This is a genomic window from Rhizobium sp. L43, assembly GCF_002531725.1.
Taxonomy (GTDB): domain Bacteria; phylum Pseudomonadota; class Alphaproteobacteria; order Rhizobiales; family Rhizobiaceae; genus Rhizobium.
In genome coordinates this window covers 461,137-485,203 of record NZ_NWSQ01000001.1, presented here as the reverse complement: position 1 = coordinate 485,203, position 24,067 = coordinate 461,137, and the positions used below count along the sequence as shown (strand labels likewise).

General features: G+C 61.6%; 24 protein-coding genes and 1 pseudogene. 4 read left to right on the top strand and 21 right to left on the bottom strand.

Features of this window, described 5'->3' with window-relative positions:
* Positions 1 to 15: 15 nt before the first annotated feature.
* The 4 genes from CO667_RS02230 to CO667_RS02220 all read right to left on the bottom strand — a co-directional run bounded on the left by CO667_RS02230 (position 16) and on the right by CO667_RS02220 (position 1,636).
* A complete protein-coding gene (locus CO667_RS02230; protein WP_097616905.1) occupies positions 16 to 297 on the bottom strand; it encodes a hypothetical protein in 282 nt (93 codons plus the stop codon).
* Between the two features lie 173 nt (positions 298 to 470).
* Positions 471 to 935 (bottom strand): NUDIX domain-containing protein, encoded by a 465-nt coding sequence (locus tag CO667_RS02225; protein WP_097616824.1) that lies wholly within the window; start codon positions 933 to 935, stop codon positions 471 to 473.
* Between the two features lie 24 nt (positions 936 to 959).
* On the bottom strand, positions 960 to 1,127 hold the full coding sequence (locus CO667_RS35250; protein ID WP_179874041.1) for a hypothetical protein: 168 nt from the start codon (positions 1,125 to 1,127) through the stop codon (positions 960 to 962).
* 110 nt (positions 1,128 to 1,237) lie between these two features.
* Entirely contained in the window at positions 1,238 to 1,636 is a 399-nt protein-coding gene (locus CO667_RS02220) for a RidA family protein (RefSeq protein ID WP_097616823.1), read from the bottom strand.
* Positions 1,637 to 1,791: 155 nt separating this feature from the next.
* Between CO667_RS02220 and CO667_RS02215 the strand changes: the two genes are divergently transcribed.
* Entirely contained in the window at positions 1,792 to 2,385 is a 594-nt protein-coding gene (locus CO667_RS02215) for a TetR/AcrR family transcriptional regulator (protein WP_097616822.1), read from the top strand.
* A 131-nt stretch (positions 2,386 to 2,516) separates the two neighbouring features.
* Here CO667_RS02215 and CO667_RS02210 read toward each other — a convergent pair whose 3' ends face one another.
* The 8 genes from CO667_RS02210 to ligD form a co-directional block, all read right to left on the bottom strand.
* A complete protein-coding gene (locus tag CO667_RS02210; protein WP_097616821.1) occupies positions 2,517 to 3,197 on the bottom strand; it encodes a redoxin domain-containing protein in 681 nt (226 codons plus the stop codon).
* Between the two features lie 124 nt (positions 3,198 to 3,321).
* Entirely contained in the window at positions 3,322 to 4,221 is a 900-nt protein-coding gene (locus tag CO667_RS02205; RefSeq protein ID WP_097616820.1) for a carbohydrate ABC transporter permease, read from the bottom strand.
* Between the two features lie 23 nt (positions 4,222 to 4,244).
* The gene (locus CO667_RS02200) at positions 4,245 to 5,177 is read right to left on the bottom strand and encodes a sugar ABC transporter permease (protein WP_097616819.1); all 933 of its coding nucleotides are present in this window, start codon (positions 5,175 to 5,177) and stop codon (positions 4,245 to 4,247) included.
* Between the two features lie 81 nt (positions 5,178 to 5,258).
* Positions 5,259 to 6,563 carry an ABC transporter substrate-binding protein gene (locus CO667_RS02195; RefSeq protein WP_097616818.1) on the bottom strand — a complete coding sequence of 435 codons (1,305 nt, stop codon included), beginning with the start codon at positions 6,561 to 6,563 and terminating at the stop codon, positions 5,259 to 5,261.
* A gap of 151 nt (positions 6,564 to 6,714) precedes the next feature.
* On the bottom strand, positions 6,715 to 7,782 hold the full coding sequence (gene ugpC, locus CO667_RS02190; RefSeq protein WP_097616817.1) for a sn-glycerol-3-phosphate ABC transporter ATP-binding protein UgpC: 1,068 nt from the start codon (positions 7,780 to 7,782) through the stop codon (positions 6,715 to 6,717).
* A gap of 164 nt (positions 7,783 to 7,946) precedes the next feature.
* Positions 7,947 to 8,933: a D-erythronate dehydrogenase gene (gene denD / locus CO667_RS02185; RefSeq protein ID WP_097616816.1), complete on the bottom strand. Its 987-nt coding sequence runs from the start codon at positions 8,931 to 8,933 to the stop codon at positions 7,947 to 7,949.
* A gap of 21 nt (positions 8,934 to 8,954) precedes the next feature.
* Entirely contained in the window at positions 8,955 to 9,683 is a 729-nt protein-coding gene (locus tag CO667_RS02180) for an FCD domain-containing protein (protein ID WP_097616815.1), read from the bottom strand.
* 162 nt (positions 9,684 to 9,845) lie between these two features.
* Positions 9,846 to 12,491 carry a DNA ligase D gene (gene ligD, locus CO667_RS02175; protein ID WP_097616904.1) on the bottom strand — a complete coding sequence of 882 codons (2,646 nt, stop codon included), beginning with the start codon at positions 12,489 to 12,491 and terminating at the stop codon, positions 9,846 to 9,848.
* 259 nt (positions 12,492 to 12,750) lie between these two features.
* On the opposite strand from ligD, the gene CO667_RS02170 reads away from it, so the two are divergent.
* Positions 12,751 to 14,517, top strand: coding sequence for an SLC13 family permease (locus CO667_RS02170; RefSeq protein WP_097616814.1), 1,767 nt, complete (start codon positions 12,751 to 12,753; stop codon positions 14,515 to 14,517).
* Between the two features lie 330 nt (positions 14,518 to 14,847).
* On the opposite strand, the gene CO667_RS02160 is transcribed toward CO667_RS02170, so the two are convergent.
* On the bottom strand, positions 14,848 to 15,087 hold the full coding sequence (locus CO667_RS02160) for a hypothetical protein (RefSeq protein WP_097616813.1): 240 nt from the start codon (positions 15,085 to 15,087) through the stop codon (positions 14,848 to 14,850).
* A gap of 156 nt (positions 15,088 to 15,243) precedes the next feature.
* Between CO667_RS02160 and CO667_RS02155 the strand changes: the two genes are divergently transcribed.
* Both CO667_RS02155 and CO667_RS02150 read left to right on the top strand, forming a co-directional pair.
* Positions 15,244 to 15,729, top strand: a complete 486-nt coding sequence (locus CO667_RS02155) for a DMT family transporter (protein ID WP_097616812.1) — start codon at positions 15,244 to 15,246, stop codon at positions 15,727 to 15,729.
* Complete coding sequence (locus CO667_RS02150) at positions 15,726 to 16,166, top strand: DMT family transporter (RefSeq protein ID WP_097616811.1); 441 nt, start codon at positions 15,726 to 15,728, stop codon at positions 16,164 to 16,166. The genes CO667_RS02155 and CO667_RS02150 overlap by 4 nt, the downstream gene beginning before the upstream one ends.
* Before the next feature lie 33 nt (positions 16,167 to 16,199).
* Here CO667_RS02150 and CO667_RS02145 read toward each other — a convergent pair whose 3' ends face one another.
* The 8 genes and pseudogenes from CO667_RS02145 to CO667_RS02110 form a co-directional block, all read right to left on the bottom strand.
* A complete protein-coding gene (locus CO667_RS02145; RefSeq protein WP_097616810.1) occupies positions 16,200 to 16,418 on the bottom strand; it encodes a hypothetical protein in 219 nt (72 codons plus the stop codon).
* Positions 16,419 to 16,605: 187 nt separating this feature from the next.
* A pseudogene (locus CO667_RS02140) lies at positions 16,606 to 17,412 on the bottom strand (pirin family protein); the annotation flags it as partial.
* Positions 17,413 to 17,493: 81 nt separating this feature from the next.
* Positions 17,494 to 18,678, bottom strand: a complete 1,185-nt coding sequence (locus tag CO667_RS02135) for an amidase family protein (protein WP_097616809.1) — start codon at positions 18,676 to 18,678, stop codon at positions 17,494 to 17,496.
* 11 nt (positions 18,679 to 18,689) lie between these two features.
* Complete coding sequence (locus tag CO667_RS02130; protein WP_097616808.1) at positions 18,690 to 19,397, bottom strand: ABC transporter ATP-binding protein; 708 nt, start codon at positions 19,395 to 19,397, stop codon at positions 18,690 to 18,692.
* Complete coding sequence (locus CO667_RS02125; RefSeq protein WP_097616807.1) at positions 19,390 to 21,147, bottom strand: ATP-binding cassette domain-containing protein; 1,758 nt, start codon at positions 21,145 to 21,147, stop codon at positions 19,390 to 19,392. Before CO667_RS02125 ends, CO667_RS02130 begins: the two co-directional genes overlap by 8 nt.
* Positions 21,140 to 21,973 carry a branched-chain amino acid ABC transporter permease gene (locus CO667_RS02120; protein WP_097616806.1) on the bottom strand — a complete coding sequence of 278 codons (834 nt, stop codon included), beginning with the start codon at positions 21,971 to 21,973 and terminating at the stop codon, positions 21,140 to 21,142. Before CO667_RS02120 ends, CO667_RS02125 begins: the two co-directional genes overlap by 8 nt.
* Positions 21,974 to 22,024: 51 nt before the next feature.
* On the bottom strand, positions 22,025 to 23,173 hold the full coding sequence (locus tag CO667_RS02115; protein ID WP_097616805.1) for a substrate-binding protein: 1,149 nt from the start codon (positions 23,171 to 23,173) through the stop codon (positions 22,025 to 22,027).
* A complete protein-coding gene (locus tag CO667_RS02110; protein ID WP_097616804.1) occupies positions 23,164 to 24,048 on the bottom strand; it encodes a nitrilase family protein in 885 nt (294 codons plus the stop codon). The genes CO667_RS02115 and CO667_RS02110 overlap by 10 nt, the downstream gene beginning before the upstream one ends.
* Positions 24,049 to 24,067: the final 19 nt, after the last annotated feature.

The following is a 24,067-nucleotide window of genomic DNA, read 5'->3' as shown; positions in this document are numbered from 1 at the left end:
AGATTGCAACGTGCTCTAATGAACCATTCCGCGTGGTTTCGCCCGGTTGGCAAATTGGTGGACGAGCATGATGCCTTGCTCGAGGAGCAACTCGGCCGCCCGCAGATCGTGTGGGCCGAGCTCCCCGGAAAATCCGCGGATCGTATTGGCGATGCAGACGGAGTTGGCGACGAAGCGGACGTCGCCCTCCCCTTCGGCCTCCTCGGCGGTTGCTTCCAAGGCATCGGCGACAGTGTCGAGCAGGCTCGACCGTTCAATAAGCGTCATGTCGTTCAGGGTTTTCGAAATGCCGTTCATGATTGTCTCCTCGCGCGTGCTCAAGGCGGCCCGCAGCGCCGATTTTCTCGATTCGAGAGAGGTGGCTGTGACTGTCAAATGGAGATGGGTGTCTTCAGAAGCAACGCATGGCTGCCGCGCGCTTCACGCATATGTGCAGCAAGACCGGCGGCTCAATCAATATTTCCCGCCGATCATTGCTGATGCTTCAGCAGGTCGGCAAGCATCGGCCGCTGCCCTTTCAAGAGCTTGGTTCCCGCCTCGGCGAGTAAAAACCAGCCTGCGCGATCAACCTCCGGAAAGCTCTTGACCCGGCCCGATTTCGGCGGCCACTCCATTTGAAATTCGGAACTCCGGATCGCGTTCACATCCAGCATCGGATCGGCTTCGATCGACCACGCGACGACGATCTTGCCGCCGGGCTGTCGGTATTCACCCAGCGGTGTGAACATGCCGTCGACGGTCACACCCAGCTCTTCGGCCGTCTCCCGCATCGCCGCCGCCAGCTCATCCTCTCCCGGCTCGACCAGGCCTTTCGGGATCGACCAGGCAGCCTCGTCTTTGCCAGCCCAAAAGGGACCGCCTGGATGGACGAGAAGGACTTCGAGATCCTTGGACAGGCGCCGATAGATGAGCAGGCCGGCGCTGCGGATTGCCATCGCGTTATGCCCTTCATGCGTTCATCACGAGGCCAGGCATTCCTCGCAGATGCCGCAGCCGTCGTCGTCCATCCACCGGCACCGGCGCTTGCAGCAAAGGCAGATGCGGCCATCGGCCCGCTCTTTCGTGTCTTCCGGAGGAATGATCTCGATCGTCGTATCGAACAGGGTGTCAGCCACAAGTTCCGCCATCTCGTCGCTCCATCGGTCTCGTAGACATGAGATAGGAGCGGCGACCGACATCGGCAAGTTCTCGACGACGGCAGCGGCAGGGCGTTTCCCGTGCCGCCGGTTTGGCGATGTCAGTGACTGGCCGGAATGCGGGCGATGACCTTTATCTCGAAGTCGAAGCCGGCGAGCCAGTTTACGCCAAGCGCCGTCCAATTCGGATAGGGCGGCTGGCTGAAAATCTCCTGTTTGACCGCCATGATCGTTCCGAACTGGTTTTCGGGGTCGGTGTGGAAGGAGGTGACATCGACGATATCATCGATCGTGCAGCCGGCGGCACTCAGCGTCGCCTTCAGGTTTTCAAAGGCCAGCCGCACCTGGCGTTCGAAATCGGGTTCTGGTGTCCCGTCCGAGCGGCTGCCGACCTGCCCGGATACAAACAGCAGATCGCCGGAGCGGATAGCGGCGGAATAGCCGTGCTGCTCGTAGAGAGCATGCCTGTCGGCAGGAAAGATTGCTTCGCGTTGGGTCATTCTGATCTCTCTTTATTGTTGGGAACCGCCGATGAGGGCCTGGCGACACTTCACAAGCGCGCTCTTCATTTGATATACAGTGCGTATGTGAAATAACTGACATACGTATCATATGTCAAGTCCATATACGCTTCGTATGTGAATTGAGGGGTCGAATGGCGAAAACACGCAGCGAAACGATGCAGGAAAACCGCGCCAAACTGATCGCGGCGGCGCGAAAGGCTTTTGCCGAAAAGGGGTACGCCGCAGCGTCCATGGACGAGCTGACGGCTGACGCCGGTCTGACACGCGGCGCGCTTTACCACAACTTCGGGGACAAGCGCGGGCTCCTGGCGGCGGTTGTCGAGCAGATCGACACCGAAATGGCGGCCCGCGCCAAAGAGATCGGGGCGCGGGCTGATAACGATTGGCAGGGCCTGCTCGCCGAGGGCGCGGCCTATATCGAGATGGCGCTCAATCCGGAAGTCCAGCGCATCGTTCTGCTCGACGGACCTGCGGTGTTGGGCGATCCCTCGCAGTGGCCGAGCCAGAATAACTGCCTGCAGGTGACCAGGAGCACGGTGGAGCGCCTGACCGCACAAGGTATCCTCAAGCCGCTCGACGCCGAAGCAGCGGCCCGATTGCTGAGCGGCGCGGCTCTCAATGCGGCTCTCTGGATCGCCGCCAGCGAAAACCCGCAAAGCGTGCTGCCGAAGGCGGTCGAGGCCTTTCATGCCTTGGCGGCAGGTCTGCTTTTGCAGCGTTTGTGATCTGCTAGAGCAATTCCAGCAAAAGTGTGAAACGCTTTTGCCGGGAATTGCGTGAAAACAAAGAGCTAGAGCATTTTCGTGATTCGAAGAAAAACGGAAATGCTCTAGCAACGCTGACCGTTCGCAGCAGGTCAGTGCCCAAGGTTGCCGGCGGCGGCGATGATCTCCGCCGTCGTGGGGAAGACGGAGAGGCTGTTCGGCCCGTCGAGCGCCTCGATTCGTACCCAGCCGATGGTACCGTTCGCATTGACCAGGAAGTGCCCAACGAGCTGGGTAGCGTGGTTCGCGAAGATCGCATGATCGGCTTCGGTAAGCTCGAAGCGGTCTTTGGCGTTGAGTATCGTGTTGGCTTCCATCGGGTGCAGCGGTTCCGGCAGTTCGCCGGTGGGGTTGATGCGTGCCGCCTGGAACTGTGCCATCGTTGCGCCATAGGGCCATTCGGGCTGCTTGCGGCTCCCATCGGGCAGGAACTCGGCGTGCGGCACACCGTAGGCCCGATGCGTGCGGCAGTCCGGGTCACATAGAAGCGTTATCGGCGTCGGCCGGTGGCGGAAATACAGGCGGGCACGTTCCACCGGCGTGTTGATGACGGCCACGGTCTCCACCCCGGCGGCGCGCAGGGTCGGCTCTACGCTGGCAAGCTGTTCCAGTTGACGCCGGCAGAACGGGCAGTGCAGCCCGCGAAAGAAGCCGATCAGGAACGGGCGACCTCTCAAGTCGGCGAAAGAGACCGTTCCGTCGAAGTTGGCCGTGGCCAGTTCGAAGCCGGGCGCGGCTTCTCCAGGTCGCAGCGGGCGTTTCTGGTCTCCCATGGAATAATTCCTTTATCGTATCGTCCAAGAGGACGACCGAAATTCAACTATACCACTTGTCGCAAGAAGGCCCAGTGCTCGACGTTGAGACGCTGAATGTGGTTCGGCATGCCGTTTGCCGCCGTCACTCCTTCACCGCACCGGTCATCGACGAAACATAGTAATCCACGAAGAACGAGTAGAGGATGACCACCGGGAGCGAGCCGAACAGGGCTCCCGCCATCAGCGCGCCCCATTCGAAGACATCGCCGCGCACCAGCTCGGTCAGCACGCCGACCGGGATGGTTTTGTTTTCCGAGGACTGAATGAAAGTAAGGGCATAGATGAATTCGTTCCAGGACAGCGTGAAGGCGAAGATCCCGGCCGAAATCAGCCCCGGCACGGCCAGCGGCAGGATGATCTTGATGAGGATCTGCCACCTGTTGGCGCCATCCACCAGCGCGCTTTCCTCCAGCTCGAAGGGGATCGAGCGGAAATAACCCATCAGCAGCCAGGTGCAGAAGGGAATGAGGAAGGTCGGGTAGGTGAAGATCAGCGCCAGCCGCGAGTCGTAGATCCCGAGCTTGAAGACGATGAAGGCAAGCGGGATGAAGAGGATCGACGGCGGCACGAGGTAGGCGAGGAAGATCACCAGGCCGACCGAACGCGAGCCGGTGAAACGGACGCGCTCGATGGCATAGGCGCCCAGGACCGAGGCCACCAGCGAGAGCAAGGTGGAGCAGACCGCCACCAGCATCGTGTTCCACAGCCAGCCCGGATAGGAGGTTTCGAGGAACAGGTATTTGATGTGGGCGATCGTCGGTCCCACCACCCAGAAGGGGCTGTAATTGCTGTAGTCGGTCAGTTGCTCGTTCGGCTTCACCGCGGTGATCGCCATCCAGTAGAAGGGAAAGAGCAGCACGAAGACGAAGACGGCCATCGGCAGGTAGAGCATCACGATCCGCCGCGGCAGGCGGTTCAGATAGCTCATGCCTTCGGCATTGTCGGTCAGGGCTTGATCGGCGGTGTTGGAATGTGTCGACATCGTCATTCTCCTAATCTTGGCTCCTAATCCTGGCCGCCCTGTTGCCATTTGCGCCGTTGCAGGCCGAAGAAGCTGAACATGATGGCGCCGAGCAGGAAGGGCACCATGGCGACCGCGATGGCCGCGCCCTCGCCGAGCTGGCCGCCGGGAATGCCGCGCTGGAACGACAGCGTCGCCATCAGATGCGTCGCGTTGACGGGGCCGCCCTTGGTCAGCACGTAGATGAGCTGGAAATCGGTAAAGGTGAAGAGCACCGAGAAGGTCATGACAACGGCGATGATCGGCGTCAGCATCGGCAGCGTCACATAACGGAAACGCTGCCAGCTGGTGGCACCGTCGAGCGAGGCAGCCTCCTGCAGCGATGCCGGTATCGTCTGCAGCCCGGCAAGCAGCGAGATCGCCACAAAGGGAATGCCGCGCCAGACATTGGCGACGATGACGGAGATGCGCGCATTGATCGGGTCGCCGAGGAAGTTGATCGGTCCGCTGATCAGCCCGAGCTTCATCAGCGACCAGGAGATGATCGAGAACTGGGAATCATAGATCCACCAGAAGGCCAGCGCCGAAAGCACCGTCGGCACCACCCAGGGCAGCAGTACGATTGCCCGGAAGAAGGATTTGTAGGGCAGGTGCTGGTTGAGCAGCATCGCCAGCCAGAGGCCGAGCGCGAATTTCAGCACCGAGGCGACGAAGGTATAGAGAACGGTGTTGAAGACCGAGAGCCAGAAGACGGAGTCGTCCATCAGGAACTGGTAGTTTTCCAGGCCGATGAAGATGCCGTCGCGGCCGATCCTGGTATCGGTAAAGCCGAGCCAGACGCCGAGCCCCAGCGGGTAGGTGAGAAAGCAGACGAGGAACACCGCCGCCGGCAGCATGAACAGGAAGCCGAGCACATTGTTGTTCTGCAGGAGCGAGGCGACCGGCCCGCGTCTATTCTCCGTATTCACCATCGACATTGCCTATCTCCCTCTGCCTTTTGAACTGCCAGATTTTGCGGCATGCCGGCTTTCGGCATGCCGCTTGTTTTCAGGCGCGGCTCAGACGCGATAGTAGCGGTTTGCCCGGCGTTCAGCTTCCTTCATCGCATCCTCCGGTGACATCTGGCCGGTGACGGCGGCGGCATACATGTCGACCAGAACGTAGTCGGCCATGGTCGCTGCCGAGGCATAACCGAGCGGGCCGGCATAGCCGTTCGGGCGCAGCTTTTCCGAAGCCCGCGCATAGGGCGCGTGGATCGGATCGGAGGTCCAGATCGGGTTCTTGGCGAAGGCCTTGAGCGGCTGGCAGCAATAGGCGCTGGAGCCCTGGATCCAGGCATTCATCTGGTCGGCTTCCATCATGAACTTGATATAGGCCTTGGCCGCTTCCGGATATTTGCTGTGTTTGAAGAGCAGCAGCGAGCTCGTCTGGCAAAGCTCGACGCTCTTGCCTACGGGCCCGATCGGGAAGTTCGTCGTCCGGATGTCCTTGGCGATTTCGGCGAGCTTCGGGTCGTTCTTGGCGGTGTAATAGACCGAGACGCCGTTGGCGATCAGCGAGACCTGGCCGGCCAGGAAGGCGCGGTTGTTGTTGACGTCCTGCCAGCTTTCCGTGCCCGGAATGAAGGTGGCGTAGAGTTCCCTGGCGTAGTTGATCGATGCCAGCGTCTCGGGGCTGTTGATCGTCACCTTGCCGCCTTCGTCGACCATCATGCCGTTGTGGCTCCACAGCAGCCAATGGGCGTAGTTGTTGCCGTCGCCGACCGCCTTGCCGTGCGGAAAGCCGGCGGGCGTGCCCTTTGCCTTCATCGCCTTGCACAACTCGAGGAAACCAGCCGTGTCGTTCGGGAATTCGCTGAAGCCGGCGGCCTTCACATGGGTGTCGCGATAGACGACGGCATTGCCGATCGCCGTCAACGGCATGGCGATGAACTTGTCGTCGCGTGTGGCGTAGCCCTTCACGCCGTCGTACCAGCCCTCATACTTGTTGCCGAGATAGTTGCCGAGTTCGGTGAGATCGACCAGCTTGTCCGGATATTGGTGGGCGTCGTCGAACCAGCACATGATGAGATCGGGGCCGGAGCCGACATTGGCGGCAACGGCTGCCTTCGGACGAATGTCCTCCCAGCTTTCCTTGTCGATGCGGACTTCCACACCCGTGGCTTCGGTGAATTTCTTGGTATTGGCGATCCAGGCCTCTTCGTCGCCCTTGACGAAAGGCGTCCAGCGCAGCAGCCGGAGGCTGGCGCCGCTTTCCGGCGTGTAAGTCGGTTCGGCCTGCGCCAGGGATGGCCGGATGCCGAGGCCGGCGGCGCCGGCGACGGCAGCCGAGGCGGCAAGAAAGTCACGTCTTCTGATCCTCATGAGATTCCTCCTCATCAAAAAGCGGGTACGAACTTGCCGGCACTCACCTCCCGCTTGGTGAACGCCGCTCCTTGCATCCCTGAGAAGGGATGCGTGCCTGCCTGCGGGCGACGAGAAGGCTCCTCCGCCCCCGCGCTGCCGCCGGCCGGCCTCAGTCGGTCAATCTCCGGCCGCTCTCGGCGTCGAAGAGATGAACATGCGCGGCGTCGATCGCCACGCGCAGGGTTTCGCCCGGCCGCGCGTTGACGCGTTCGCGGAAGACGCAGCTGAGGTCGCTGCCCCCGAGCTTGAGGATGAGATGCGTCTCGTAGCCGGTCGGCTCGATCACTACGATTTCGCCGGGCAGGCCATTGGCATCGAGCAGGATATATTCCGGACGAAGCCCGTAGACGAGATCGCGGCCGATGGCGTCGGCCGGCGGATTGGCGACCGGGAGCGCGGTGCCGTCTGGTGCGTTGAAACGTGCCGGGTTTTCCGGATCGAGCCTGCCCTTGATCATGTTCATTGCCGGCGAGCCGATGAAGCCGCCGACGAAAAGATTGACCGGCTTGTCGTAAAGCTCGAGCGGGCTGCCGATCTGCTCGACGACGCCGTCATGCATGACGACGATCTTGTCGGCCATGGTCATCGCCTCGATCTGGTCGTGGGTGACGTAGACAGTCGTCGTTTTCAGCCGCTGGTGCAACTCCTTGATCTCGGCGCGCATGGCGACGCGCAGCTTGGCATCGAGGTTGGAGAGCGGTTCGTCGAACAGGAAGACCTCCGGATCGCGCACGATGGCGCGGCCCATGGCGACACGCTGGCGCTGGCCGCCGGAAAGCTGGCGCGGATAGCGGTCGAGCAGCTTATCGAGACCGAGGATGCCGGCGGCGTATTTCACCCGCTTCTCGGCTTCCGCCTTCGGCGCCTTGTTCAGCATCAGCGAGAAGCCCATGTTCTGCTCCACCGTCATATGCGGATAGAGCGCATAGTTCTGGAACACCATGGCGATGTCGCGATCCTTGGGCGGCAGGGTGTTGACCACGCGCCCGCCGATCTTGATCTCGCCGCCGGAAATGTTCTCAAGCCCCGCCAGCATCCGCAGCAGGGTGGATTTGCCGCAACCGGACGGACCGACCAGGATGACGAATTCCCCATCGGCAATGTCGATGTCCACCCCCTTGATAACAGGATGCACACCGAAGGACTTTCGCACATCCGCGAATTGAACGCCTGCCATACTCACTCCTCCCAGAAATCGAGCGCTACATGCTGTGTATTGGTATTTTCGTTATGTCTTGCCGGCGGCTGTCATCTTCTCTCTCTCTCAGGTCCTTCAGCCATCGCAATCCCGCATCTGTGCGGGTGCCCGGGGCGGGACGTTCTCCTATCGGGTTTTCCCCCTCATCGGGACGCATCCGGAGCGTCTTCGGCGAGGTAGACCTCGATCAGCTCGTCGACGCTGGTTTCCGCGGAAAAACCCAGCTGCGTCGCCCGTTCCGGCGTAAAGGATTTCGGCCATCCGGCGACGATCCCTTCAATCACCTCGTCGCGGCGACGGTCGATCAGTTCCGCAGCCTCCGGCCCGGCGACACGGCGCAACGCATCGATCTGGTCGGCAACGGTGGCGGCAAGCCCCGGCATGGTGAGCGTGCGCCGAACACCCAGCGACGATGTGTCGAGCGTGGCGGCGTGGATCAGGAAGCTGACGGCCGACCGCGGGCTCGCCAGCCAATGCTTGACGGTTTCCTCGACCGGAAGAACGGCGCGCTGGCCGGCCAGCGGTTCCCTCAGGATGCCGGAAAAGAAGCCCGAGGCGGCGGCATTCGGCGCACCGGGCCGGATCACGATGGTCGGCAACCGAATGCCGATGCCGTCGACGAAGCCGCGGCGCGAGTAGTCGGCAAGCAGAAGCTCCGACATCGCTTTCTGGACTCCATAGCTGGTGAGCGGTGCCAGCACGTAATCGTCGGGAATGGGATCGGGAAACGGCGCGCCGTAGACCGCAATCGACGAGGAGAAGACGAAACGGGGGGCATAGGCTTGGCGGGATCCTTCCCGGCGGATCGCTTCCAACAGGGCTCGCGTGCCGTCGAGATTGACCCGATAGCCGAGGTCGAAATTGCGCTCGGCTTCGCCGGAAACGATCGCGGCGAGATGGAAGATCACGTCGGCCCTGAAAGCCGCCAGGGCTTCCGCCGCACGGCTTTCGGAAATATCGGCCGCCAGCGCTTCGACCGGCACGGAGATGCCGGCGGGCACCGGCGGAGCCGCGACATCCGCGAGCGTCATGCGGGTGATTGCATGATCGCCGAGGGAACCGCTGCGCCCCAGTGTGGCGGCGAGCTTCCGGCCGATCATTCCTCCCGCCCCGATAATGAGAATATGCATCGCGTTTCGCCTCCCTGCGAACTACGAGAAGAGTAATTTGGTCGTCGTATAAATACGGGTTTCGTGGATTGCGAAGGCCGCCGCCGCGGCATCCGGGTCCTGCGTCTCCAAGCCGGCGAGGATCAACCGGTGATCGGCGATGCTGGTGGCGATCGTCCCGGGCTGCGATACGACGCGCCTTCGGTGGCTGAGAAGATAGGAATAGAGGTCGGCGGCCATGTCGGCCAGCACCGCATTGCCGCTGGAACGGTAGATGACGGTGTGAAATTCCCGGTCGCAGATCAAGAAACGGACGGGATCGTCGCAGGCGGCGTCCTGTGCTGCAATCGACTTGCGGAGATAATCGAGCGTCGACGGCTCCATCTTGAGCGCGGCGGCCCTGACGACCTGTGCTTCGATCAGCAGCCGCGCCTGGTGAACATGGTCGAGACTGTAGGCGGCAATGTCGCGATAACGCGCAGCCTGGACCGCCAATTCGCCGACGTCCTCTGACGCCACGACCGTTCGCGTTCCTTGCGCAACCGAGAGAATTCCATGCGTGGAAAGGATTAGGATCGCGCCGCGGACCGTCTCGCGGCTGACGGAGAGTGCGGAAGCCAGCTCCCGTTCGCTGGGCAGCGGATCGCCGGCTTTGAGGATGCCGGTGGCGATGAAGGTCGCAATCTTCTGGACGACGAAGTCTTTCATCGACTTCTTCGGCGCTCCCCCAAGCGTCGCAACGTCGTCTTCGAGCATCGCCCGAACATCCATCACCATCCCTCCCCCTGAGGTCTACTGGTCCGGTAAGTGGGCCAGTAGACCTCAGGGGCAAGAGATTGTCAACGCCTGGATGTCCTCGATCGATTCCACAGTTATTTGGAGTAGTTTCGTGAAGGTGCAATATCGGGCACGCAGAGAAATTCACTCGGATGCTCAAGCCGCCTTGGAAGCCCTGCCGAGGCGTTTGATCGCTTGCTCCAGCGGGCGCTGGCCATCGCAATAATCCTCCCAAGCCGGCGATTTCGATAGCAGTGTCGGCACGGTGCGGATGGTGAAGCGTTTGGGGTCCAGATCTGATTTGACCTGGGTCCAGGTCAGCGGCATCGAGACGGTTGCGCCCGGCCGGGCACGTGGCGACAAGGGCGCCACGGCCGTCGCCATGCGGTCATTGCGGAGATAGTCGAGGAAGATGCGGCCGTTCCTCAGGCTCTTGGTCATCTTGATCAGATAGAGGTCGGGATTGTCGCGCGCCATCTGCTGGCAGACGTCGTGCGCAAAGCTCTTCGCCTGCGCCCAGGACAGCGGCTTGCGCTTGTTGATCGCAAGCGGAGTGACGACGTGCAGGCCCTTGCCGCCGGTCGTCTTGCAGAAACTGATCAGACCCAGTTGGTCGAGACGATCGTGCATTTCGCGGGCCGCGGAAACGACTGTGGAGAATGGCACATCAGGTCCAGGGTCGAGGTCGAACACGAGCCGGCCCGGCACCTCCGGCTTGTGCGGTTCGCAATTCCACGGATGCAGCTCGACCGCGCCGATCTGCGCGACTGCGGCCAGACCCTCGACCCGGTCGATCTGCAGATAGGGCTTCTTGTCGCCGAAGACCTTGACCAGTTCGAGAAGGTTCGAGGTGCCGGGCATCGCATGGCGCTGGAAGAACTGCTCGCCGCCGATCCCATCGGGCGCACGGATGATCGAACAGGGGCGTCCCTCTATGTGCGCGATCATCCAGGCGCCGACGGCTTCATAATAGCGTGCCAGTTCTTCCTTGGTCACCGGCCTGCGGTCATTGGCATCAGGCCACAGCGGCTTGTCCGGATTGGAGATCAATACGCCCATGACCTCGGCTTTGGCACCCTTTCGGCGGATCGGCCCGGCCTTCACCTCCGCCGCCGGCTCCGGCACGTCGGTCTCGGCCGGCTTCGCCGGCCGTTCGGCCTTGACCTCCCTGGCCGGTTTGTCCTCCCGCAGTCCCTTGAAGGCCGCCTGGCGGACGATGCCGTCGGCGGTCCAGCCTGCGAACTCGATTTCCGCCACCAGCCGAGGCTTCAGCCAGGTGACCTCGGCCTCCTTCTTCGGCGCGTCGATGCCGGTAAAGGGCGATTTCGCCGTCTCGAGCGCTTCCAGCTTCGGCAGCAGCGTGTCCACTGTCTTTGCGCCATATCCCGTGCCGACGCGGCCGACATAGACGAAGTGGTCGCCGCGGTAGACGCCGACCAGCAGGGAGCGGAATTTGCCGTTGGTCTTGGCATAGGCGCCGATCACCACTTCGTGGCCGGCGCGGCATTTCGACTTCGCCCAGCTATCGGTGCGGCCCGATCGATAGGGTGCATCGCCCTGTTTGGAGACGATGCCTTCCAGTGAGAGCTTGCAGGCAGAGCGAAGCACCGCATCGCCGCCGGTCTCGAAATGCTCGACGAAACGCAATCGAGGGTCGTTGCCGGCATCCGACAGCAAGTTTTGCAGCCGCGCCTTGCGGTCGACGAGAGGCAGCGATCGCAAGTCCTCGCCCCCCTCATAAAGAAGATCGAAGGCGAAATAGACGAGATCGCCGGTCTTGCCTTCCGAAATGGCTGCCTGCAGGGCGGCGAAATCCGGTACGCCATGGTCGTCGAGAGCGCAGATCTCGCCGTCGATGATGGCGTCGGGCAGCGCCGATGCCGCGTCGGCGATCTCGGGATATTTGCCGGTCCAGTCGAGGCCTTTCCTCGTCTTCAGCGTCACCTCGCCGTCGAGCGTGCGCATCTGGATACGGTAGCCATCGAACTTGATCTCGTGAATCCAGCCGGAACCACCAGGCGGACGTTCAAGTGTCTGGCAAAGCTGCGGCGCAATGAAGTCCGGGAGATCGACGGTCGCAACCTTCTTCGGCTGTCCCCCGGCCCGGGCGTCCTCGTTCCTCTCCTCGGCGGCCAGCCCATGATTGCTGTCCCAGACGGCATCGGCCTTGATATCGCCGCCCTTGATCATGAACGGCTTCGGCTTGCGGCCTTTGCCGGCGGCGATCGCGTCCATCGTTCGGCCGGAGGCGACGGAGGTGTCGTTCTCTTCCAGGATCGCTTCGCCATTGTCGTCGACCGAGAACGCGTCATGGTGCTTGATCAGCAGCCAGTTGGTTCGCTTGCCACCGTCGCGATCATTGCGCATGCGCACCAGCACGAAGCTGCCGTGCAGCCGTTCGCCTTCCAGGGTGAACTTGAAGTCACCCTTGGCAACCGCCTGCTCCGGACTTTTCTTTCCCTCGGGCTCCCAATAGCCGCGGTCCCACAACATCACCGTGCCGCCGCCATACTGGCCTTTCGGGATCGTGCCTTCGAAGTCGCCATAATCAAGCGGGTGATCTTCGACCTCGACGGCCAGCCGCTTGTCGTGCGGATCGAGGGATGGGCCTTTGGTCACAGCCCAGGATTTGAAGACGCCGTCGAGTTCGAGCCGCAGATCGTAATGCAGCCGGGTGGCATCATGTTTCTGGATGACGAAGCGGCGGCGATTGCTGCGCGCGATCTGCTTATCGCCGCTCGGCTCCGCCGTCTTTTGAAAGTCGCGCTTCGATCGATATGTCGAGAGGTTGTCACTGGCCATTGTCGTTCCCGCAAGCAGCATCCAAGCACGGAATGCCGGCCGGCGGCAGGAAGTTCCATGATGGCCTTCTCCAGCTGAATATTGGAAACAACTGCGTCGATGTCGAGCCTCGCGTGCCGCCCGGGACGGATGAACGGCCGGCTTTCCAGGCCCATCCGATTGCCGGCCGCAGGAAGCCGCGAGGAGCGATGAAAAATTGTCCGGCCCGCCGCATCATTCTCTTGCGTCAAACGTTAATTGCTACCACCGGGATGCAAACATGCGCGTTGATCAATGGCTTTCTCTTCTCGTCATCGCGTTCATGATGGGCGCTTTCGTATGGGGGCGTTATCGATACGATATCGTCGCCGTGAGTTCCCTTCTCGTGGCAATCATCGTCGGCATCGTCCCGGCCAAAACTGCCTTTTCCGGTTTTGCCGATGACATCGTCATCATCGTCGGCAGCGCGCTGATTGTCAGCGCGGCGATATCCAGGTCGGGGATCATGGATGTCGCGCTGCGCAGATTTTCTCCGGAAAGACGCGGGCCACGGATGCAGCTGATCATTTTGATTGCCATTGTCGCGGCCCTGTCCGCCTTCGTAAAAAATATCGGTGCGCTGGCGATCATGATCCCGGTTGCCGTGCAAATGGCGCGGAAATCACGTGTATCGCCGTCCATGTTCCTGATGCCGATGTCTTTCGCCTCTCTGCTTGGAGGGCTGATGACGCAGATCGGCACATCGCCGAATATCATCGTTTCCCGGGTGCGTGAGGAGGTCACCGGGCAGCCGTTCACAATGTTTGACTATACGCCCGTCGGCCTGGCGCTCGCCGTCACCGGCGTTGTCTTTCTGGCGCTGTTCTACAAGCTGCTTCCCGAAAGATCGCGGATGGAAACGTCCATGGATGAAGCGGTGGCGATCAAGAACTACACGACCGAAGCCAAGGTCACCACGCCATCGGGGGCGATTGGCCGGTCCGTCAGCTGGCTGCAGAAACCGGCTGGCGGCGATGCGATGGTGACCGCCATTATCGGCGGCAGCGGCCAGAGACGAACGCCCCTTCCCGATACCGTGCTGAAGGATGGCGACCTTCTGATCATCGAGGGAGAGCAAAGCGCCCTCGACAAGATCGTCAGCGAAGCCAGGCTTCAGTTGTCCGATCGCAAACACGAGCCCGAGATACGCCAGGACATCAGTTCGGTCGAAGCCATCGTCGGCGAACATTCCCGATTGATCGGCGTCAGCGCAAAAGACGTTTCCCTCTTCCACAATACCGGCCTCAACCTTCTTGCCGTCAGCCGCCGGGACAGGCGCTTCACCGAGCGTCTGGGCGAGATCAAGATCCGCAACGGCGATGTCGTGGTCTTGCAGGGCGACTTGCAGAAACTACCGGATCTCCTACGCGAATGGGGATGTCTGCCGCTGGTCGTACGCGATATGAAGCTCGGCAACGCCCGCAACGGCATGATCCCCGTCATGATCCTGATGGCCACGATGGCGGCGACAGCCTTCGGTGGCATTCCTGTCGCGACGGCATTTTTTGCCGCCGCCTTTCTGATGGTGGTCACCGGATCTGTACCGTTGCGCGAAGTCTATCATCATCTTGATGCGCCCATTCTGATCATGCTGGCCGCTCTCATTCCGATCAGTGACTCGCTGAGAACCACAGGCACCACCGACATTATAGCGGACCTCCTCTCGCGAACCGCCGAAATGCTCCCGCCATTCGGCGCTCTGGCATTGATCCTGGTTGCGGCCATGGCCGTGACGCCGTTTTTGAACAATGCGGCGACCGTTCTGGTCATGGCGCCGATCGCCGCGACCTTTGCCGCCAAGCTGGGCTTTCGGCCCGATGCTTTTCTGATGGCGGTGGCGATCGGCGCCGGCTGTGATTTCCTGACGCCCATCGGACACCAGTGCAACACGCTGGTTATGGGGCCGGGCGGCTATCGATTTGGTGACTATGCGCGATTGGGCCTGCCGCTTTCGCTCATCGTCGTGCTTGTCAGTGTGCCTGTCCTGCTGGCTGTTTGGCCAATCTGACTTATGCCGGTCTTCTTTCGAGATGCCAACTTGGCAACGATCCGCCAGCCGTCCTTGTCTTTCACAAGACACAGATACGGGTGCTGCTCGAAACCAGCCGCGTATCGCTTGATGAGATCGCTGCTGCGACGGGCCTGGGCAGGTCCGAGAATCTCCGATTGCAGTTCGTTCAAACCTATGGCGTCAGTCCGTCAAATTACCGGAAGCGGTTCGCGACGCCGGGAATGGGCTGATGGGAGAAGTGGCGGACCAGCTTTGATGCACCCAGCCGATCCTAAATTCGGGCATCCCTGCTGAATCAGGCTGCGCCATCGGCGCAGCCTGGCGGCGTTACTTCCACTGCGTCCCGTCGGCGGCGGCGCAGCCGTAAGGTGGCAGGGAACCGGCAAAGGTGCTTTTGAGCTTGGCGCAGCCCCAGCTGTTGATCGGGCCGGGCATGGCATCGTTGAGCGTGATGCCGATTTCATCATAGGGGCTGTCGGTGTTGGTGACATAGCGATACCAGCGGAAACCGGTAAAAACGACGACAGCCAGAGCGATGAGCAGCAGCAGGCGAACCAGTTTTTTCATAATATTTCCTTCAAATGCAACGCCGCCGTTTAGCACTCCGATATCGAAGCTGAAAGCTCCAGCCTGGTGCAACACACGCCAAAAATGGTTGCTGAACCTGCCGATGAATGGCCCTACTTCATAATTCCTTAAATCGATTCTCTGACGGGATCTGCAATGACCATCGAAGCGGCACGTAATTCGCATCCCATCTACTTCATCGGCGCTTTTGCGACAGGCGGGCTCCTGACGTTCATGGTGCACCTCAACGGGGAGTTGGCCCGTTACGGCAATCCCCTGTTCTCATCCTGGACCGCGCACGGCACCGGCATCATCGCCGCCGTCATTCTTCTCCTGGTGCTCCGCCGCCGACGCGCTGCGACGGCGGAAAAGGCGCCAAGCGCGCCTTGGTGGGCTTATTTCGGTGGGGTATCGGGTGCGGCAACGGTCATTCTGACCTCGACCGCGGTCAACTCGCCGCTCGGTCTCTCCGGCACCCTGGCTTTGGGTTTGGCAGGCCAGGTCGCCTTCAGCCTCGCCGCCGACAGCTGGGGATTGTTCGGTCTGCAGAAGCGGCGCCCGGATATGCAAGACATCGCCGCCCTCGGCCTGGTTGTCACCGGGGGTGCACTCATTATCCTGTTTGGGCGAGGTGGAGCGTGACGGTGTTCGTTCTCCTGGCTTGCCTGGGCGGCGTGCTCGTCGGCCTCAGCCGTCAGCTCAATGGGCGGTTGAGCATCTCCACCACGCCGCTGATCGCATCCTTCTGGAATCATGCCGTCGGCTTTGCCGTGCTTACCTGCCTTGGTCTCTTTGTCGGAGGCCTGCTGCCTGCAGGTGCTGCCGAGGCGCCCTGGTATGCCTATCTGGGTGGTTCCATCGGCGTTGTTTTCGTCGCGGCAGGCAGCTGGGCGATTGCTCGCATCGGCGCGGTCAATTCGGCTCTGCTGATCATCGGTGGCCAGATGGTCACAGGGGTGGCGCTTGATTATATCAGCGCTGTTCCAACCTCGTTCTGGGCGAACGCGACCGGAATTGTTCTCATCATCGGCGGAATGATGGTCAGCCGGAGACGCCGGAAAGCCGGCGGTTCGCAATAGCCAACGCTCCGCATGCCGAGCAGCGCAGCAAGCCTAGCTCGTGCGTCCAAGGGTGGACAGGGCGTCCTGCAGCCTGAGCGCCGCAAGTGCCTTCGTGGCTTCGTCCGGAGGCCATCCCGCTTCCAGCGCCGCGGCCAGGACCAGCGATTCCGTCTGAAGCTCGAGTTTCTCGTAAAGCGGCTCGATGGCTTCGCGCGCTGTGACGAGGTGCTGGTCGGGTGGAGTAATGGGTGTGGCGGCAACCCTAGGCATGAATGCTCCTCCTTTGAACGCTAAGGTTCGAAACCGATGACGAACATCCTTGTTCCGTCCAGATCGGCTTTTTGGCCCCGGAATCATTACAGAGAGCCACGTATCCTGGTAGCCCGACGTCGGTCCTTCGCGGGCGGTGTTTGGCATCGGCGCAATGCTTCGCGCGATATGAAAAAACGCGCGAAAAATGACGATACCACATATTGCGAAATTTCTTCCACCTCAGAAATGCGCGAATGATGATTGCCGGCGGAATCTTTTTGTGGTCGCCGATCGTCCCCTGCTTGGTGATCGCTGCGTTCGGATCGAGCAGGAACGCAACCAACGTGCTTGGGCTCTTGGCTTCCACGTCGAGCCTGTCATCGGATAAATGCAGCCCCTGCTCCCCTTCGGCAAACGTCTGGGCACGGACAATGACGGAACCGCCAAACACGTAGAAATAGAGGTCTCGGCCTCGTTTCCGGGGGAATTCCACCCTGGCCCCCGCCTCCAGCCCGACATCGAAGAAATCGATCGCGCTGCGGACATAAAACGGCGCGCCTTCCCCTTCCGGCCCGACCAGGTGTCGCCAGACGTTTACCGCAGCGGCCGGGACCGGTCCGTGCTGGATCCTCGGCTCAAGATCGACCGCGTCAGGGCGAACAAGGATCTGCAGCATCCGCAACGGCGGATCGGATGTCAGCGTCTCCTCGGAATGCCAAAAGCTTACGCCGGCATTCATCACCATGAGATGATTGCGATCGATCAGCAACCGGCCGGCGGCCTTGTCGTCGTGACGCATGACGCCTTCGGGCACCCAGGAAATGATCTCGTCATTCCGGTGCTCGTGCATTGCGATCACGCGGCCAGGATCGAGGATGGTTTCAACGACCATGGCAAGCGGGCCATGGCCGTGATCGGTCGGCTTCGGCTTCAACCACCCCGGCATGTTGACGTGGGCGACGAAGCCGCCCGCATCCCGCACCACGAAGGTTCGCTCGCCCTTGAGCAGCATCGCATCCTCCATGCTTGCAAGGCAGTGGCGACAGCAGGCCATTAGTCATCCGCTGGAAGCGCGCGTCAATGGAAAGGATGTTTATCGGACACGGATCGAAGCGACTCCCGTTCGTTTTTGTCGCCCGGCCACATTGACAAGCATCCTGTCAGCGCCCCTTGCGCCGAGCAAGGAAAGCGAAACGCTGCCGGCACAATTGGCAATCGGAAAAGCCAGTTGCGGGCAGCCGCTCAGGCCTGAGAGGCACAGAAGCTTGATGCAGGCGGAACGAAATGCAGCGAAGCTTTCCGGCAGGGCATCGCGCGTTGGCGGGCTGATCGGCAATGTCGGAAGAGCGACGACCACATTTTCGCAAAGCAATCGGTCGATCTCCCCGGAAAAGAGTTTGACAATCCCGCGTGCCTCGCGCACCTCCTCATTGTTCAGGCGAGATCCCGACAGAAGGCGCGCGGCAATATCCGGCGCAATGGCCCCAGGGCTCCGCTCGAAGAGCGTTTTGTTGCTTTCCCAGGCTTCTCTTTGAAGGATGGTGGTGAACGCCAAAGCAAGATCGGCGCGGCTGCACGAGGCGATCGCCTTGATCCTACGGATGGGTATGGCCGCCGATCGAAGGCTGGCGATCATCTGGTCGGCGACCAGGTCGTCGATGGTTTCGAAGATATCCTCGGCAACGAGAATAGATGCGGGGTACTCATTTGCCGCGGGCAGGCCGACGGCGCTCATGACAGAGGCCATTGGTTCCAGGCTTCTCGTCATGAAGCCCGGCACATCGAAGCTTGGCGCCAGCGGACGCAATGCCCTGTTGTCGAGACTTCCCTGTGTCGGCCGCCAGCCGACGAGGCCGTTGACGGCGGCCGGCAGCCGGATGGAGCCGGACGTGTCTGTTCCAAGGCCGATATCCGCAAGGCCAGCGGCAACCGCGACGGCTGAACCCGACGACGATCCACCGGGAATGAGGTCGGGATCGCGCGGATTGATCGGCATGCCGAAATGGATGTTGCCGCCGATCAGGGAATAGGCGAGCTCATCCGTATTGGTTTTGCCGACGAAGCAGGCGCCGGCATCGAGCAGCGTTTGGACCAAAGGCGCCGTCGCTGGCTTGATGCCGGAGGCAGCAAGCACTGCGGCATTGCCGGCCGCTGTGGGATAGCCGGTAACATCGAAAAGGTCCTTGACTGCCAGGCGAAGGCCGGAAAGCGGGCCGATGGCCGCGTGCCCGACATCCGCATCCGGATAGGGCATGAAGGCGTTCCATGGGTCTCGCACTTGCCCCGCCCCTAGATCTTCAGATGTTGCAGGACACGGCCGCGGCTCTCTGGACCATTGAGGCTTTCGTCTTCGATCGCCCCGAGTTTGAGAATGGCCCAGCGGTCCGCCACCGAAAGGGCGAAATCCAGGTTCTGTTCGACCAGCAGGATGGTCGTGCCGCGCTTTTCGCGGTCGTCTCTCAAGGCTTTGGCGATGTTCTGGACGACGGAGGGCTGCAGGCCTTCGGAGATTTCGTCGATCAGCAGCAGTTTTGGCCGCAGCATCAGCGCCCGCGCGAGGATCAGCATTTTCTGCTCACCGCCCGACAGAGTGCCGGCCTTCTGCGCCAGCCGGTCCTTCAGGAACGGGAAATAGCCGTAGACCCGCTCCAAGGCGGATGCCAGATCCCGGTCGCCTTTGAGCGCGAGGCGCAGATTGTCGCGGATGGAGAGATCCTGAAACAATGGCAATTCCTGGGGGGCGTAACCGATGCCGGAAGCGATCAGCTCTGCAGGCTTCCTGTCGGTGATGGCAGCACCGTCCACCTCGATCTTGCCTTTGCCGACACTGAGGAAGCCAAGAATCGTCTTCAGCAGCGTCGTTTTGCCCATGCCGTTCTTGCCCATGAGGGCGAAGATCTCGCCCGGCCGGATGGCAAGCGACACGTCATTGACGACATCGACCACGCCATATCCGCTCGATACGCCGCTGAGCTTGAGTTTGAACGCGTCAGCCATGGGCGCCTCCTGCGTAGATGGTGCGGACCGTTTCGGAATTGACCACGTCATCCACCGTGCCGTCGAGAACGAGCTTGCCCTGGTGGAGAACCACGATGCGGCTCGATATCTCGCGCACGAAATCCAGATCGTGTTCGACCAGGATGGCGGCAAACCCCATCTCGTCCGTCAGTTTCTTGAGGATGGTGCCGATGGTCATGCGCTCGGTCTTGGTAAGACCCGCGGTCGGTTCGTCGAGAAGAATGATGCGTGGTTCGAGAGCGACGACCATCGCCAGTTCGAGAGCCTGCCGTTGACCGTGCGACAGCAGCGAGACCGGCTTGTCCAGCATGTCGGCCATGCCGGTGAGCGTCAGGATCTCGGCCGCCGCGGCCGGCAGCATGATCTCGGCGAGCGATCGCATGGGGCTGGGCGTCTCGCGGCTGAGACGCGCCATCTTCAGGCATTCGCCGATGGTCATGCTGTCGAAGATGCTGGCGACCTGGAATTTGCGGCCGACGCCGAGGGCGACGATCCGTTCGGGTGCGCGACCGGCAATATTCGTACCGATGATATCCACCTGACCTTCGATCTGCTGGGTGCCGTCCGACAGACAGCGCATCAGCGTGGTCTTGCCGGCGCCGTTCGGGCCGACCAGGCTGACGAGTTCTCCGGCGCCGATTTCGAGGTCGATGCCCTTGAGGACGGAGAAGCTGCCATAGGACTTGCCGAGACCGCGGATCGACAGAAGGCTTTTTCCCGCGGACGCACCATGGCCGGCAGCGATGCGCGTCTGCGATGACTGCAGAGTGCTGTTGGAGTTTGCGGACTGCAGGAATCGCGTCACCAGGGAGGCGAGGCCGCCCGGCAAAAGGATGATCATGACGACGAAGAGCGCACCGACGATCAGTTGCCACAGGAAGGGCAGATCGCCTGAAAGACTGGCGCTCAGGTAATCGATGCCGATTGCGCCAAACAGGGGTCCGATGATCGTTCCCCGGCCGCCGAGCGCCGTCCAGACGACGAGTTCGGTTCCGAACACGAAGCCGGTATTCTCCGGTGCGACGACACCGGAGGCGTTGGCGTAGAGGAAGCCCGCCAGGCCGCATATGCCGGCGAGAATACCCGTCAGGACGATCTTCAGCCGGGCGGGGTTCATGCCGAGATAAGCGACGCGGGCTTCATTGTCGCGGATTGCGACGAGCAGACGGCCGGCGTCCGACCGGACGAAGACGATGGCAAGAACGGCCAAGACCAGAAGACAGGCGCCCGACAGTCGGAAATAGCCGGGAAGCCCGAGCGGGAGGGTTTCGTAGCCGACAAGACCGCTCGAGGAGCCGGTCCAGGTGCCGCCGGAAAAGACGAGTTGGGTGACGACGATCGGTACCACGAGCGAGATCACGGTGGCGTAAAGCGGTGTCGATCCGTGATAGAACGACAGCCAGCCGACGGCGAGGCCTAGCACCAGCGGAACGAGCACGGCGGCGGCAAGAGCGAGGACGAAAAGCGCCGGGCTTGCGCCGATATGGGTGAGAACCATGGCGGTGGCATAGGCGCCGACGCCAAAGAATGCCGCCTGCCCGAAGGTGAGAACACCCGTGTAGCCCCAGAGCAGGTCAACTGTGATCGCCAGCATGGCGTAGATCATCGAACGCGTCAGGACGTTGAGGCTGAAGCGGCCGAGAAACATCGGTCCGAAGACGATCAGCAGCAGAGCTGTGAGCGCCAGCGTCAGAAGAAGGACAAGCCGGAGTTTTTGTCTGTCAGGCACGGGCAAATCCCTTCGGACGTATGCGCAGTGTGATGGCGCAGAGGACGGCGACGGTGATGCCGCCGAGAATTGGACTGAAATAGATGCTGACAAGCACCTGAGCGGCCCCGAAGATGAGGCAGGCGACAGCAAGCGCAGTGAAAGAAGAGCCTGCGACCATCACCAGCATGAAGGCGCCTGTCAGCCAGGCGACGCCCATATTGGGATCGACGCTGGTCAGCGGCGCGAGCAGCACGCCGGCAAGGGCCGCAAGGCCGGTGCCGATCATGAAGGTCGCGAGCCGCACCTTTTCGGTATCGATACCGAGCGCGCGGGCCAGCGTTTCATTCATGATGACCGCCCGGGCGGAAAGGCCAAGCCGTGTCCCATCGAGCAGCAAGGTGAAGCCGAGACCCAGACCGATCGCCGCGACGATGGCGAAAAGACGGTAGGCCGAGTAGCCGGTGCCAAAGAGATCGAAGGTGCCGGGCAGCAGCGCCGGCGTGAACTGCACGTCGCGGCCGAACCACAGCGTGATCAACTGGCCGATGACGATGCCAAGGCCCCAGGTCGCAAGAATGGCGTCGAGCGGCCGGCGATAGAGAGGCCGTACGATGAACCGTTCGGCAACGCCGCCGAGGATCGCTCCGACCAGGAACGCGAAGGGAATGGCAAGCCACGGATTGAGGCCGAACCCGCTGACGATAACAGCGCAGTAAGCCCCGATGGTCAGCCATGCGCCATGCGCGAAATTGATGATCTTCAGCACGCCGAAGATCGCAAGCAGACCGGCGGCAACGATGAACAGAATGGCCGCAGTGCTGACAATATCGAGAAAGAGCGTCATTTCTAGAACTCCGATGCTGGAGGCGGGGCGCCCTGCCCCGCCACGCTGGTTTCAGAGCTTCGGGCACTGATCGCCGGGATCGACGTCCTTGAAGCTATCGACGACTGCAACACTTCCATCGTCCTTGACCTGGCCAAGATACATTGTCAGCGGCGCATGGTGCTGCTTGTTCATGGAGATCTTGCCGCGCGGACCGGTGAAGGAAACGTCCGGAAGGGCTTTGAGCACGTCGGCTGTATCCGTGCTGCCGGCCTTTTCGACGGCTGCCTTGTAAAGGTAGATCGCTTCATATTGCGGCACGGAAAGATCGTTCGGCGTGCGCAGTTCCTTGCCGAACTTCTTTTCCATGGCCGAGAGAAAAGCCTTGTTTTCCGGGCTGTCGATGCCGGTGACGTAGGATGCGGAGAGGAAGATGTCCTTGGCATCCGCGCCCATGCTCTTGGCGGTGCCTTCGTCGACCGCGAGATTGCCGTAAGGCAGGGTGACGCCAGACGAGCGCAACTGCTTGGTCAAGGTCACGTTCGGTGCGCCGCCGGCCGTCGAGGTGATGAGGGCATCGGCGCCGGAGGAGCGGACCTTGGAGATGATCGCCGTCCAGTCGCTGCCGTCGATCGGCAGATATTCCTCGCCGACGACCTCTGCGCCGGCTTTTTCGATATAGCCCTTCGCGAAGGTCAGCATGCCGCGTCCGAAAGCATAATCCGAACCGATCAGGAAGAACTTCTTAGCACCCTGCTTGCTGATGAAATTGTCGACGACAGGTGGCACCTGTTGTTCCGGAACCCAGGCATCGACGAAAAGATTGGCGTTGCAGGATTTGCCCTCGTAGAACGACGTGTAGATGTAAGGCACGTCGCCCTTAGAAATGATCGGCAGGCCGGCATTGCGCGCAGCACTCGTCTCCATCGAGATGACGACGTTCACCTCCTTCTGGAAAACCAGGGAATCGAAGGCCTTTTGCGCGCCGGCCGCACCCGATGCGTCGTCGGCGATCTCAAGCTCGACCGGCCGCCCGAGCACGCCGCCCTTGGCATTGATTTCTTCGACGGCAAGCTCCGCAGCTTGGACGACGGACGGCGCGACCACGCTGTTTGCGCCGGAAAGCCCGACCGGCACACCGATCTTGATCGGCTCCTCGGCGAAAGCCGCGGTGGCGAATGCCGCGGATGCCAGTGTCAGGACGATGGTTCTCATTTGCATTTTGTTCCCCTTTCTTGAGTGGGTCGTTGTTGCCCGTAGACATCGGCTCGGCGGTCGCCGAGCAGATGATTGAAGCTGTTGAGCGTGCGGGTTTCCGTGACGCTCGACAGATCGATTTGCGCAAGGAGGATTTCCTCGCGATCGGCGCTGGCCGGACCGGATATCGGCCAGCCTTGCGGGCCGACGATCAGGCTGCGGCCGATGAAGGGCTGGCCGCGCTCGATGCCGATGCGGTCGGCGCAGGCGATGTAAAGGCCATTGGTGTGGGCGGCCGCCTTGTGGAGGATATTGGCCATCGGCTCGGGAACGCTTTCCGCGCCCGCCATCGGTACCCAGTTGGTGGGCACGCAGGCCAGTTCGGCGCCGGCCAGCGCCAAGGCGCGGAACGTTTCCGGAAACCAGCCGTCGTAGCAGATGGCGATGCCGATACGGCCGAAGGCCAGGTCGAATACCGGCAGCCCGAGATCGCCTTTGCTGAACAGACGGTTTTCGTTGTTCCACAGATGGAGCTTGCGGTATTTGCCGATATATCCCTCAGGCCCGCAGAGAAGAGCGCTGTTGTAAAACCGGTCGCCATCCTGCTCGGCAACGCCGCTGACGATGTAAAGGCCAAGCTCCCCGGCAAGGCGGCAGAGCGTCTCGGCACTTGCGCCGCCGGGGACCGGGCCGGCCAATGCGGCAAGCTCGTCGCCGTCACGGAAGGTGTAGCCGCTATCGGCCAGTTCCGGCAGGACGACGATCTCCGCGCCTTGGGCCTTCGCCGTCCTCGCCAGCCGCTCGATAGCTGCGAGATTACCGGCGCGATCACCGACGATCGGTTCGAACTGGACGGTTGCGACGGTTACCGTCCGTGCAGTTGAGGTCTTGACGCTCAATCTAGTCTCCAAACGCAAA